The 12,867-nt window shown below is 65.3% G+C and carries 13 protein-coding genes; 7 read left to right on the plus strand and 6 right to left on the minus strand.

The genetic code is table 11. The annotated features are described in order from the left end of the window. Positions 1-19: 19 nt before the first annotated feature. Complete coding sequence (locus CFE35_RS06635; protein WP_292929251.1) at positions 20-1,315, plus strand: PLP-dependent transferase; 1,296 nt, start codon at positions 20-22, stop codon at positions 1,313-1,315. Positions 1,316-1,370: 55 nt separating this feature from the next. Here the strand turns inward: CFE35_RS06635 and CFE35_RS06640 are convergent, their stop codons facing one another. Both CFE35_RS06640 and CFE35_RS06645 read right to left on the minus strand, forming a co-directional pair. Further along, a complete protein-coding gene (locus CFE35_RS06640; RefSeq protein WP_292929253.1) occupies positions 1,371-1,796 on the minus strand; it encodes a DUF4442 domain-containing protein in 426 nt (141 codons plus the stop codon). A 10-nt stretch (positions 1,797-1,806) separates the two neighbouring features. Beyond that, complete coding sequence (locus CFE35_RS06645) at positions 1,807-3,555, minus strand: amidohydrolase (RefSeq protein WP_292929255.1); 1,749 nt, start codon at positions 3,553-3,555, stop codon at positions 1,807-1,809. 462 nt (positions 3,556-4,017) lie between these two features. Here CFE35_RS06645 and CFE35_RS06650 point away from each other — a divergent pair, with 462 nt between their 5' ends. After that, entirely contained in the window at positions 4,018-4,143 is a 126-nt protein-coding gene (locus CFE35_RS06650; protein ID WP_292929257.1) for a hypothetical protein, read from the plus strand. Between the two features lie 21 nt (positions 4,144-4,164). Here the strand turns inward: CFE35_RS06650 and CFE35_RS06655 are convergent, their stop codons facing one another. Then, positions 4,165-5,601: a glycosyltransferase gene (locus CFE35_RS06655; RefSeq protein ID WP_292929259.1), complete on the minus strand. Its 1,437-nt coding sequence runs from the start codon at positions 5,599-5,601 to the stop codon at positions 4,165-4,167. A gap of 70 nt (positions 5,602-5,671) precedes the next feature. On the opposite strand from CFE35_RS06655, the gene CFE35_RS06660 reads away from it, so the two are divergent. Further along, positions 5,672-6,253: a cytochrome b gene (locus CFE35_RS06660; protein ID WP_292929261.1), complete on the plus strand. Its 582-nt coding sequence runs from the start codon at positions 5,672-5,674 to the stop codon at positions 6,251-6,253. Between the two features lie 4 nt (positions 6,254-6,257). Here CFE35_RS06660 and CFE35_RS06665 read toward each other — a convergent pair whose 3' ends face one another. Further along, complete coding sequence (locus tag CFE35_RS06665) at positions 6,258-6,788, minus strand: HD domain-containing protein (protein ID WP_292929263.1); 531 nt, start codon at positions 6,786-6,788, stop codon at positions 6,258-6,260. Between the two features lie 184 nt (positions 6,789-6,972). Between CFE35_RS06665 and CFE35_RS06670 the strand changes: the two genes are divergently transcribed. Together CFE35_RS06670 and CFE35_RS06675 are read left to right on the plus strand one after the other, a co-directional pair. Continuing rightward, positions 6,973-8,697: an amidohydrolase gene (locus tag CFE35_RS06670; RefSeq protein ID WP_292929265.1), complete on the plus strand. Its 1,725-nt coding sequence runs from the start codon at positions 6,973-6,975 to the stop codon at positions 8,695-8,697. 2 nt (positions 8,698-8,699) lie between these two features. Beyond that, the gene (locus tag CFE35_RS06675; RefSeq protein ID WP_292929267.1) at positions 8,700-10,025 is read left to right on the plus strand and encodes an FAD-dependent oxidoreductase; all 1,326 of its coding nucleotides are present in this window, start codon (positions 8,700-8,702) and stop codon (positions 10,023-10,025) included. Here CFE35_RS06675 and CFE35_RS06680 read toward each other — a convergent pair. Next, the gene (locus CFE35_RS06680; protein WP_292929269.1) at positions 10,022-10,384 is read right to left on the minus strand and encodes an EthD domain-containing protein; all 363 of its coding nucleotides are present in this window, start codon (positions 10,382-10,384) and stop codon (positions 10,022-10,024) included. The two genes, CFE35_RS06675 and CFE35_RS06680, sit on opposite strands and share 4 nt — an antisense overlap. A 79-nt stretch (positions 10,385-10,463) precedes the next feature. Next, positions 10,464-10,931 (minus strand): Lrp/AsnC family transcriptional regulator, encoded by a 468-nt coding sequence (locus CFE35_RS06685; RefSeq protein WP_292929271.1) that lies wholly within the window; start codon positions 10,929-10,931, stop codon positions 10,464-10,466. A gap of 135 nt (positions 10,932-11,066) precedes the next feature. Between CFE35_RS06685 and hppD the strand changes: the two genes are divergently transcribed. Beyond that, positions 11,067-12,197 carry a 4-hydroxyphenylpyruvate dioxygenase gene (hppD, locus tag CFE35_RS06690; protein ID WP_292929273.1) on the plus strand — a complete coding sequence of 377 codons (1,131 nt, stop codon included), beginning with the start codon at positions 11,067-11,069 and terminating at the stop codon, positions 12,195-12,197. Next, on the plus strand, positions 12,194-12,748 hold the full coding sequence (locus CFE35_RS06695; protein ID WP_292929275.1) for a VOC family protein: 555 nt from the start codon (positions 12,194-12,196) through the stop codon (positions 12,746-12,748). Before hppD ends, CFE35_RS06695 begins: the two co-directional genes overlap by 4 nt. Positions 12,749-12,867: the final 119 nt, after the last annotated feature.

Here is a 12,867-nt window from a genome sequence, read left to right on the forward strand (position 1 = left end):
TCAGAGCAGGATGCATGACATGACCGACCTTTCCAAAGCCAAGCCCGAAACCCTTGCCCTCCACGCCGGGTGGCGCGCCGATCCGACGACCGGTTCGGTGGCCGTGCCGATCCACCAGACGACTTCGTATCAGTTCCATTCGACCGAGCACGCGGCGAACCTGTTCGCGCTGAAGGAACTGGGCAATATCTACACCCGGCTCGGCAACCCGACGACCGACGTGCTGGAAAAGCGCATGGCCGCGATCGAGGGCGGCGTGGCGGCGCTGGCAGTCTCCTCGGGCCAGTCGGCCACCACGCTGGCGATCCTGAACCTCGCCAAGGCGGGCGACAATATCGTGGCCTCCACAAACCTTTACGGCGGCACGTGGAACCTGTTTGCCAACACGCTGCGCGATCTGGGCATCGAGACGCGCTTTGTCGATCCGGCGGACGTGGAAGGTTTCCGCCGCGCGACCGATGACAAGACGCGCGCCTACTATGCGGAATCGCTGCCCAATCCGAAGCTGGAAATATTCCCAATCGCCGAAGTGGCGGCCATCGGGCGTGAGTACGGCATTCCGCTGATCATGGACAACACGGCGGCCCCCCTCCTCATCAAGCCGTTCGAGCATGGTGCGGCAGTGGTGGTCTATTCGGCCACCAAGTTCATCGGCGGGCACGGCACCTCGATCGGCGGCCTGATCATCGATGGCGGCAACTTCGAATGGGACGCCATCCCCGAACGCCAGCCGCACCTCAACACGCCGGACGCCAGCTATCACGGCGCGGTGTGGGCGCGCGATATCAAGCCACTGGGGCCGATTGCCTATATCATCCGCGCCCGCGTGATCCTGCTGCGCGATCTGGGCAACGCGATTTCGCCAATGAACGCGTTCCAGCTGATTCAGGGGCTGGAGACGATGCCGCTGCGCATGGAGCGGCACTGCGAGAACGCGGTGAAGGTCGCCGCCTTCCTCAAGAGCCACCCCAAGGTTTCCGCGGTAATCCATCCCTCGGTCGCCACGGGCCGGGCGGCAGACCTCGCCGCCAAGTACCTCACGCGCGGTCAGGGCGGGCTCGTTGGCTTCGAGCTGAAGGATGGGGCGGAAGCGGGCAAGCGCTTCATCGATGCGCTGCAATTGTTCTACCATGTGGCCAACATCGGCGATGCGCGCAGCCTCGCGATCCATCCGGCATCGACCACGCACTCGCAGCTTTCGGTGGAAGAGCAGGCGGCAAGCGGCGTGACGCCGGGCTATGTGCGTCTGTCCATCGGGATCGAGCACATCGACGATATCCTCGCCGACCTCGGCGCAGCGCTGGACGCTGCCTGAGCCGCGAAAGCAATCAGCGTGCGTGCAGCGGCCGGGCCTGCTGCACGCACGGTATTCAGGCTTTCTGCCAGCCGTGCGAGAGCAGCTTCACCGCGACTTTGCCGGTGGCGACGACGACGCCTTTTGCGTCGGTCATCGGAAACTCCGCCAGATAGCCCGCGCTGCCCTTGCGTTCGAGATCGGCGAGCAGGCCTTCAAGCGCGGGCTCATCGAGAGCGAATTCGGCAAACACATCGCTTGCGGCCATCTTGTGGAACGAAACCGCGATATCCTTGATGATCGGATAGAAGCGCGCGGTATCAAGGATCGAGATGCCGGGGATCGCGGCGGTCGCTTCGGCCAGCACGGTGAACGCGCCCATGTACATCACGCCGACGTGGTTCTCGTTGCCGGCCAGCGGCATACGGTAGCGCGCCTTTCCGCGCCCGCCTTCCAGCAATTCGAGGCCGGTGCGTTCGACGAATTTGACACGGTAGGTCATTGCTTGGTCCTCACGCTTTAAACTTCACATCGCCACCGACGAGGGTCTGCTGGACGCGGATATCCTTGATCTTTTCGGGGTCGATGGTGGCCGGATCGGCATCGAGAATCACCATGTCGGCCAGCTTTCCAGGAGTGAGCGTGCCTTTGAGGTCTTCCTCGAACGAGGCATGGGCGCCGTTCGCGGCCAACACCTTGAGGCCCTCCATCACGGTGATCCGCTGGCTCGCGCCCCAGACTTCGCCGTTCCAGCCCTTGCGCGTGACCATGCCTTGCAGGCCCATGAGCGGCGCGAAGGGGCCGGGCGGGAAATCGGACCCGGCGCAGACCGGCACCCCCGCATCGATCAGCATGCGGTAGGCCATCATGTGTTCCATCATTTCCGCGCCGTAGAAATGGAACTTGTCCGCGTTGTAGTAGGCATAGCTGGTGAACAGCGCCGGAACCGCACCCAGCGCCTTGATCCGGGCGGCGAGCGCGGGCGAGACATTGGTGCAATGCGTGATCTTGGGGCGGCGGTCGGCAGGGCCGAGCAGCTTCATGGCGCGTTCGTAGGCGGTGAGCACCATGGCAATGGCGACATCGCCGTTGGCGTGGAAATTGGGCTGGATTCCGGCGCGCATCTGCTTTTCGACGAGCGCATCGAGCCCCGGCTGCGTCTGCATGATATTGCCGTAATAGGGCGGCGTGCGGCCGGGATAAGGCGTGGCGCGCGACATCGTGCGTTCTGAAAACGAGCCGTCGGAGAACTGCTCCGCCGTCGCGCCGATGCGGATCCATTCATCGCCAAAGCCGGTGCGCACACCATTGGCGATCAGCGCATCGAGCATCGCGCCCGAGGGTTCATAGGTCACGCGATGGAGCAGCTTGCCTTCGCGGCGGATCTGCTGGAGCGCGGCGAAATCATCGGCGAGCGCGGTTCCGGCTGAAACAAGGCCCGGCGCGGTGTGGCACACGCTGGTGAGGCCGTAGCGCACGAATTCCTGGCTGATCTTCGCAGCCCCGGCCACGGCGCGGGCGCGCAGCTGCTCGGGCGTGAGCGCGGCTTCATGCACCTTGGCCATGATCGGATCGATGGCGAGATCGGTCACGCGCCCGGTGAGATTGCCATTGGCATCGCGGTCATAAGTGCCGCCGAAAGGATCGGGCGTATCGCGGGTGATCCCGGCGAGCTTGAAGGCGGCACTATTGACGACATAAGTATGGCCGCCGCGATGGGTGATGATGACCGGGTGCTGGGCCGAGACGCGGTCCAGATCGGCCATCAGGACAGGGCGGCCATCCTTGATCTTGGTATCATCGTAGAACTCGCCCGCGACAAGGGTGCCGGGCGGGGTGATCGCGGCGCGGTCCTTCAGGAGGGCGACGATGCGGTCGATCGTGAAGAACTCGACCTCGAACGGATTGCCGACGAGCACGGACCCCAGCAGCATTTCGCCGACGGCATGCAGGTGCGCGTCGTTGAAGCCGGGGACGATGGTCTGCCCGCCAAGGTCGATCACTTCGGTACGGGACATGGCAAGCGATTTGAGATCGGCCCAGGTGCCCACGCCGACGATGCGGCTGCCCGCGATGGCAATAGCATCGGCGGCTGGCAGCGCGGGATCGAGCGTGTGGATGAGCGCGTTTCTGAAAATGCGGGTGGGCGCGGGATCGAGGATCGCGGCCATGGCGCGGGGGGAAATACTGGCTAGGCCCAGCGCGCCGCCCGATCCGAGCAGCCCGCGCCGCGTGATGGCCAGTGATGCCGCCGTGCCCATACCCCTGCCTCGCCCTATCCTTGCAAGCGCCGCATGGTGCGGGGGAAGCGCTGGCTTGGCAAGGGCTGGAGGTCGAGCGCGCTGGCCTCACGCAACCGCCGCATACGTATAGAGAAATTGCAGCCGGATTTGCAGTTTTGGCGATCTTGCGATTTGGGCCGCCCAGCCGCGTGTGCAGGGCCTGCAAGGCGGGCTTGCCATGCCCCGCGCGCCATCGGCATCCGTTTCGCGCGGTGGTTTGGCTGCCATCAGCGAACATGCACGGGAGCACACTGCCAATCTGGCAGTGATTCGGCATGAACGCCACTCAGCGCTGTGTCACGTAACAGACTTACCGTGCCACCATTTGCCATGCAGGAAGCATCCTTGTCTTCTCCCTCGCCATCCCTTCGCGAATCCACCACGTCCCTTGCAGGCGCGAGCGCCCGAGGTGCGGGCGCTTATTACGATGGGGACGATCATGTGGCCCAGGACGCCGGACCTGAAATCCGAGGCGATCTGCGCATTCTGGTGTGCATTTGCACGGCGAGTTCGGCGCTGACGCTTGCGGCACTCTATTCCATCGCGAGCAAGCTCAACCTCTTCTGATACCCCACGCACGCCGCGCTTTCAGGCCTGGTGCTCCAGCGCGGTGCGGGTCGCGCGGGTCCAGGTCTGGCTGCCGGTGAGAAACGCGTACCAGCCGAGCAGCGCGCCGGTGTGGCGCAGCAGCTGGAAGCTGAAGGGTTCAGCCAGCGCGGCGATCAGCGCAGGGCCGAGACGCAAGCCTTTGGTCTGGCCGGTCCAGCGCTTGTAGATGCCAAGCGACCAGAGATGGAAGGTGAGATCGACGATGATCTTGGCCACCATCACCAGCAGGATCGGGAACGCGAGCGCAAAGCGTCCCGTGGCGACGAGCCAGATCAGGATGAGGAAGGCGGCGATGCCATAGACCGGCTGGAGCGTATCGAGCGCCTTCACCGGCAGCATCCGCGTGCCGAGCAGGCCGTAGCGCGCGTTGCCCACCATATCGCGGTTCCAGTGCTGGGTTTGCAGGAAACCGCCGAACCAGCGCTGGCGCTGCTTGAGGAAGCCGCGGATCGTTGCAGGCGCATCGGTGCGCGCCACTGCGCCGCCGACGACCGCGACATGCCAGCCGAGGCCGTTGTCATGGCTGTGGCGGTGCAGACGGTGGATCAGCTCGTAATCCTCCACCATGCAATCAGGATCGAACCCGCCCACGGCGAGCACGGCTTCGCGCCGGAAAGCCGCGAACGCGCCGGAGATGAGCAGCAGGCCATTAAGGTTCATCCATGCGTGGCGCGAGAGGAAATTGCGCACGTATTCATAGGACTGGAACCATTCGAACAGGCGGCCCGAAAGCGAAGGCCCGCAGATCGGCTGGAGCACGCCCGTGGCCGCAACCAGCCGGGAATCGCGCAGGAAGGCCCCGCGCATGGCGGCAATCGCGCCGGGTTCGAGCAGGGTATCGGCATCGACAGTGAGCACGACATCGGTGCGCGCGTGCTGCAACGCCTGATTGAGCGCGCGGGCCTTGCCGCCATGGGGCAGGCGCAGCCATTGCAGGCGGGTGGCGCCGATCACGGTTTCGGCCATGCCGCCGATGCAAGGCGCGGCAAGGCCATAGGCTTCGAGCATCGCGGCGGGGGTGGCATCGCTGGAGCCATCATCGGCGATCAGGATCGCCTCGGGCGGCTGGGCCTGCGCAAGGAGCCGGCCCACGGTGAGGCGGATGACGCCCGCTTCGTTGTGCGCGGCGACGATGACGCCCAAGGTGGGCGCATCGGCGGTGTGCGGCAGCGGGCGCGCGGTATCGGCGACAAGCGCGCGGATCTGCCATGCGGTGAACAGGAGCAGCGCGGTATCATAGAGAATATAGGCGACGCCGACCGACCACATGCCCAAGTCCTGCCGCTGGAACGCCTGCCACGTCAGCACGAGGAACAGGAGCGGCGCGGCAATCCCGATCAAGCGGCTGACGAGCGGCACGGCGCGCGGGGTGAAGCGCGGGGAGGCTGCGTGGAGGACGGCATTGAGCGGGAGCATGGCATGCCCTTATCCGGCCAAAGCTGAACCGGCTATTGCGTTTGAGGGGCAGGTGGGTGAACAATCGGCAATGGACTTGCAGCGCGCGGGGATTGGCATGGTGAAGAAATACAGCGGTGTAGCGATTGCGCTGCACTGGATCGTGGCCGTGGGCATCATGGTGAACCTGATCCTGCCCTATATCTGGGAAGCGGCGGGCGACGAGAACGTGCGGCCGCTGATCAACACGCACAAGTCCATCGGGATCACCGTGCTGGGGCTGGCCCTGATGCGGCTGCTGTGGCGGCTGACGCACACGCCCCCGGCCCTTCCCGCCAGCTACAAGGCGTGGGAAGTGAAGGCGAGCCACGCTGCGCACTGGGCGCTCTACGCGCTGATCATCGCCCTGCCGCTGACCGGGTGGATCATGGATTCGGCTTGGAAGGATGCCGCCGCGAACCCGATGCAGTGGTTCGGCCTGTTCCAATGGCCGCGCATCGGGCCGGTCATGGGGCTGGACGAGGTGACCAAGAAGAGCGTGCACGACAGCTTTGGAGAGGTGCACGAGATCCTGGGTTACGCGATGTGGGCGCTGTGGGCGCTGCATGTTGGCGCGGCGCTGAAGCACCAGTTCATGGACGGCGAGAAGGAACTGCAGCGCATGATGCCGTGAAGCGTCAGGCGATCGCCGCCACGGCGGCATCGAAGGCTGCCTCCAGCGCCGGGTTTGCGCCGCGCAGCCCCGTGACTACCTCTTGCGCCCAGTTGGCATAATCGGCTTTGCGCCGGTCGTCCCAATCAGCGGGCGGTGAGGCGGCGAGATCGCGCAAGTTGGCAATCTTGTCGGCAAGCTTCACCAGCTTCGCGCCGGACGACTTGTGCGCGGCGCGCAGGACTTGCAGGCGCTTGCGTTCAAGCTTGGGCAAGGACTTGTCGTCGGTGACTTCGGCGACGATGCCAGCCACGTTCGCGCCGAAGCAGGCCTCGAGTTCGGCAAGCGTGGTCTCGGTATCCTCCACGGTATCGTGCAGCAGCGCAGCGGCGATCGTTTCGGCATCGCTGATGCCCCCTTCGCGCGCAAGGATGGTGGCCAGCGCGAGGGGGTGATTGATGTAGGGCGTCGCATCGGCATCCTTGCGGCGCTGGCGGCGGTGTTTCTCGGCAGCGAAAACGGCGGCATCGAGGACAAGTACGAGATCCGGGTTCATCGTGGTCTCCCTGGTGGAAATGGCGCACGCAAGACCGGGCAATGACAGAAACGACCTGCCGGGTGCTTTTCAAATGCTTGGGGTTGGGCAAGCGGCAGGGCGGACCGTGTTCGGCGTGCTGCGTCTTGACAGCAGGGGGCCTGCGCTTACCCCTTGTCTCTACAGATGGTTCGGGGGCTTTGCTATGCGGAAAATCACGGTTTCAGCGCTTGCACTCGTGTTTTTCGCGGCAGGAGCCAATGCCAAAGCGCCCGCGCCGGCCGATACCGTGCTGCATCACGGCACGATCCTGACGGTGGATTCCAAGGACCGCGTGGTTCAGGCCATGGCGATCCGCGGCGGGCGGATCGTGATGCTGGGGAGCGACAAGGCGGTGCGCGCCTTCATCGGCAAGCGCACCAAAGTGATCGATCTGGCCGGGCGCACCGCGACTCCGGGGATGATCGATGCCCATGCCCATGCGCTGGGCGGCGGGATCGACGAAGTGGCGAACCTGCAACTCGCAGAGGCTGCGAGCGTGGCCGATTTCCTCGCGCGGGTGAAAGCGCGCGCGGCAGAGCTGCCGCCGGGTGCATGGCTGACCGGTTCGGGCTGGAACGAGAGCCGGATTGCCGAACACCACCCGCCCAGCCTTGCGCAGCTCGATGCGGTTTCGGATGGTCACCCCGTCGCGCTGGGCAACACGACCGGGCACTACACGCTGGTCAACAGCGCGGTGCTCAAGCTGGCTGGGATCACCGCGCAGACGCCTGATCCGGCGGGCGGGCGCTATGACAAGGATGCATCGGGCGCGCTGAACGGCGTGCTTTATGACAGCGCGCAGGACGTGCTCGACAAGCTGGTGCCACCCGTTGACGCCGCAACGCGCGACAAGGGGCTCAAGCACCTGATCGAAGGGGCGCTGGCCGAAGGGCTGACCGGCTTCAAGGACCCCGGCATCGACCGGACAAGCTGGGATGTCTATGCCCGCGCCGCCAAGGCCGCCCCGCTGCCGATGCATGTCTGCACGCTGGTTTCGGCACGCACCGACATGATGACCGCGCGCGCGGCCGTGGACGACTACCGCCAGCGCAAGCGCGAGGCAGCGGCGCTGAAGGGTGGCAACCTCGATGTGTGCGGAGTGAAGATCTTCCTCGATGGATCGGGCGCGGGGCGCACGGCGTGGATGTATCAGCCGTTCGAAGCCGATGCCTCGCACGTCAATCCGGGCACGGGCTTGCCGATGATGGGGGCCGATGTCTACCGGCAGATGGTGGACTTGTTCACCCGCGAAGGCATGCCGATCGGCACCCATGCGATTGGCGATCGGGCGATCGACACGGTGGTCGATGCTTATGCCGCCGCGCTCAAGCAGAGGCCCAAACAGGGCCTGCGGCACAGCCTGATCCACGCAAACCTGCCAACGGGCCATGCGCTGGATGTGATGGCGGACCTGCAGAAGCGCTATGACGCAGGCTATCCCGAAGCGCAGGCGGAATTCCTTTGGTTCCTCGGCGATGCGCTGGCGGCAGGCTGGGGGCCGGAGCGCAGCCACAAGATGATGCCTTATGCGACTTACGTGAAGCGCGGCATTCTCTATAGCGACGGTTCGGACTATCCGGTGACGCCTTATGCCCCGCGCTATGGCCTGTGGTCGTCCGTCGCACGCGAGCCGGATGGGGACCGCTTCGGCAAGGCGCCGTTCGGCACCGCAGAGGCGGTAGACATCCGCAGCGCGCTGAAGAGCCACACGATCTGGGCAGCGCGGCAGCTGTTCCTGGACAAGCAGACCGGCTCGCTGGAAGTGGGCAAGCTGGCAGACGTGGCGATTTGGGACCGCAATCCTTATGCGGTGGAAACCGCCAGCCTCAAGGACATGCGCTGCCTCATGACGCTGTTTGGTGGCAAAGTGGTGTTCGAGAGGAAGTGACCGTGCGCGAGTTCAAGACGGACGTTCTGGTGATCGGTGGGGGCACCGCCGGGTTCGGCGCGGCGCTGGGCGCGGCGCGGCAGGGTGCAAAGGTGCGCCTGATCGAGGGAACGAGCAAGATCGGCGGGGTCATGGCGTTCTGCCCGGGCATGCCTTGGGGCGGCGGCTATCCCACCGGGCGGAGCATCGGCGGGGTGTTCGGCGAACTGACCGACGCGCTCCTCACGATGGATCCACCGATGGCCGAGGTGCGGCCATCGACGCTGGAGAACTTCGGGTACGAGGTGATCTACGACCACGAAGCGGCTGTTTTTGCGATGTTCCAGATGCTGGAGGATGCGGGCGTCGAGGTGCATCTGAACACCTTTGCAGGCGCACCGGTGGTGGACGGCGGGCGGATCACCCGGGTCGAATGCACCGACCGCACCGGGGCGATGGTGATCGAGGCCGGGATGGTGATCGATTGTTCGGGCGACGGCGACACCTCGGCGCGCGCGGGCGTGCCCTATGTGGTGGGCGACGGGCGCGGCAACATGATGGGGGTGACGCTCTCGTTCTCGATGGTTGGCGCGGACTGGGCGCGCGTGTTCGCGAAGGGCGATCCCTATTTCGAGGAGGAGGCGGCCTTTGGCATCGCGCAGGGGCTGCTGCATCCGGACCTCGCCCAGCTCTATCTGATGAAGGGCTTTCACCCCGATACAGTGTTCTGCAATTCGGTGCATATCCGGGGTGTGGACGGAACCGATCCGAGAGGCCTGGCGCGCGCCACGCAGGAAGGGCGGCGGCGCTGCCACCAGCTGGCGCGGTTCCTGACGCACCATGTGCCGGGGTTCGAGAACGCGCGGATGAGCGAACTGGGGCCGACGGTGGGCGTGCGCGAGACGCGCAAGCTGGAGGCGGTGCAGCGCATTCTGGCGAGCGATCTGCGCGCAGGCGCGAAGCCTGCGGACGGCATTGCCGCCTGCGACAACCCCATCGACGACGTGATGCGGGGCAACGAGGCCATGACCCACGACGCCATCGTGGCGCAGGGGGATTATTACACGATCCCCTTCCGCGCGATGGTGCCGGAGCGGCTGAAAAACCTGCTGTTTGCCGGACGGCTGGTCTGCGCCGATCCTGCCGCTTTCGCTTCGGTGCGCGGGATGCCGCAGTGCATGGCGATGGGGCAAGCGGCGGGGACCGCTGCGGCTATGGCGCTGGCCGAAGGGCTGGCAGTGCAGGCGCTTGATCCGGCGCGGGTTGTCAGCACGCTGGCGGCGCAAGGCGTGCGCGGGATCGGCGGCGATGCGCTGGCGCGCCATGCGCCCGCGCTGGAACCCGCCTAACCGAAGATCACCTTTTCCTCGCCCAGCCAGAGCGGGGAGCGCGGCAGATCGATGAACTTGCGCTCGTCTTCCAACAGCAGCGCACCTGCGGCGCGGGCTTCGGGGGTGTCGGTCGCGAGGTCTTCGAGGCTGTCCCACCACAGTTGCGCCACGCCGTCATAAGGGCCGGGCGCGCCGCGCACTGTTGCAAAGGGGGCCTCTTCGGCATCCGGGAGCGAGTGGAGCTGCACATAGCGGCGGATTTTCAGCGCATCGCGCACGCTGGCGACAAGCGGGCCGTGAGTGTTCAGCCAATAGTCCTGAAACTCGGCGCGGCTGAGGTGCGGCAGGCGGTGGAGGCAGAAGGTCAGCTTGATCATGGTTCTCTCCCGGATGCCGCGATTGCAGGGCAAATTGCGGTGGAGCGCAAGCCCCCTCACCCGCGCCCGCCCTTATCCCTTAGGCAACCGGCGGCGGCAGCGGGAGGCTGGTGGTGTGCTTGATCCGATCGAGCACCACGCTGGAACGCACGCTGGCGACATCGCCGTGACCGAGGAGCTGCTGGTTCATCAGGCGCGAATAGGCCGCGAGATCGCGCGCGACGATGCGCAGGAGATAATCGGAATCGCCCGTGGTGGCGCGGCAATCGAGCACTTCAGGGAGCGCCGATATGCGTTCGTGGAAGCCGCGCACGACATCCGGCGCGTAGCTCGCCATCGCGACGGCGACATAGGCTTCAACTTGCAGGCCAAGCGCGGCTTCGCTGAGCAAGGCGACGGTGGCGCGGATGAAGCCGTCTGCCTCCAGCCGCGCAATGCGGCGGGAAACCTGGCTAGCGGAGAGCCCGACGAGCCGGGCGAGATCGGCGTGGGGGCGCGATGCATCGGTTTGCAGGAGCGCGAGAAGTTGGTGATCGAGCTTGTCCATGCGTCTTCCTGTTGCATTCTCAGATCATGATGCGTGATTGACGCATAATTGAATGCAATCCCTGCGAACTTTGCGCGGACGACGCAAGGGATTTCGGGTATTCTGCGCAGGCGATCCATGAGGAGTGCCCGCGCCATGAATGCCCTCACCCAGCCGACCGACCTGTTCGACAATCCGCTTGGCCTTGATGGCTTCGAGTTCATCGAATTCTGCGCACCCGCGCCGGGGCTGCTGGAGCCGGTGTTTGCCGCGATGGGCTTTGCCCACGTGGCGAGTCACCGTTCGAAGGCGGTGCAGCTGTGGCGGCAGGGCGGGATCAACCTGATCGCGAACTATGAACCGAAAAGCCCGGCGGCGTGGTTTGCGGCCGAGCATGGCCCTTCGGCCTGCGGCATGGGCTGGCGGGTGCGCAATGCGGCGGAGGCTTACCGGATCGCGCTGGAGCGCGGGGCCGAGCCGGTGGAAGTGCGCACCGGACCGATGGAACTGCGCCTGCCCGCCATTCGCGGGATCGGGGGCGCGATCATCTATCTGATCGACCGCTACGCCGGATCGCCGCAGGGCGACCTTTCGATCTACGACATCGATTTCGTCTATCTGCCGGGGGTGGAGCGCGAGCCGAAGGGCGCTGGTTTCCACACGATCGATCACCTGACGCACAACGTCTATGGCGGGCGCATGGCGCACTGGGCGGCGTTCTACGAGCGGATCTTCGGCTTCCGCGAGATCCGCTATTTCGACATCAAGGGCGAATATACCGGCCTCACCAGCCGGGCGATGACCGCGCCCGATGGCAAGATCCGCATTCCGCTCAACGAGGAAGCAAGAGCCGGCGGCGGGCAGATCGAGGAGTTCCTGCGCGCCTATAACGGCGAGGGCATCCAGCATATCGCGTTCGCCTGCGATGACTTGCTGGGGGCGTGGGACCGGCTGAAGGCGAGTGGCACGCCGTTCATGACCGCGCCGCCTGCGACGTATTACGAGATGCTGGAGGAGCGTCTGCCCGGGCATGGCGAGCCGGTGGGCGAACTGCAGAAGCGCGGCATTCTGCTGGATGGATCGACCGAGGCGGGCGATCCGCGCCTCCTCCTCCAGATCTTTTCCGAAACGCAGATTGGCCCGGTGTTCTTCGAGTTTATCCAGCGCAAGAAGGACGAAGGCTTTGGCGAGGGCAACTTCACCGCGCTGTTCCAATCGATGGAGCGCGACCAGTTGCGGCGCGGGGTTCTGAATGTGGAGGGAAAGCTTGAGGAGATTGGAGCATGATCCCGGCCATCCAGCGCATCCACCACGTGGCCTATCGTTGCCGCGACGCGAAGGAAACGGTGGCGTGGTACGAGCGGGTGATGGGCATGCGCTATACCACCGCGTTTGCCGAGGACACGGTGCCTTCGACAGGCGAGCATGATCCCTATATGCACGTGTTCCTCGATTGCGGCGGGGGCAATGTGCTGGCGTTCTTTGAACTGCCGAACCAGCCCGAGATGGGGCGCGATCCCAATACGCCCGCGTGGGTGCAGCATCTGGCGTTCGAAGTGGCGGACGAGGCGGCGCTCCATGCGGCCAAGGCGCATCTCGAGGCCGAAGGGATCGACGTGCTGGGGCCGACCTATCACGGCATCTTTCGCTCGATCTATTTCTTCGATCCCAACGGACACCGGCTGGAGCTGGCCTGCAATATCGGCACGGCGGCGCAGCGCGTGGAACTGGCGGCACTGGCGCCGGTGATGCTGGAGGAATGGAGCCGGACCAAGCGCGCGCCAAGGCACGCGGAGTGGCTGCACAAGGAGCCCGAGGCTGTGGCGCCTTTACGGTGAGCTTGTTTTCGTCACCCCGTGCTTGACACGGGGTTTGGCTGTTCTGCTGGCGCTGCGCCCGAAGAAGAAAGCCAAGGCCCGGAACAAGTCCGGGCAGACGGTCTCCTCTGATCTCATCC

This window comes from Novosphingobium sp. PASSN1 (assembly GCF_002278815.1).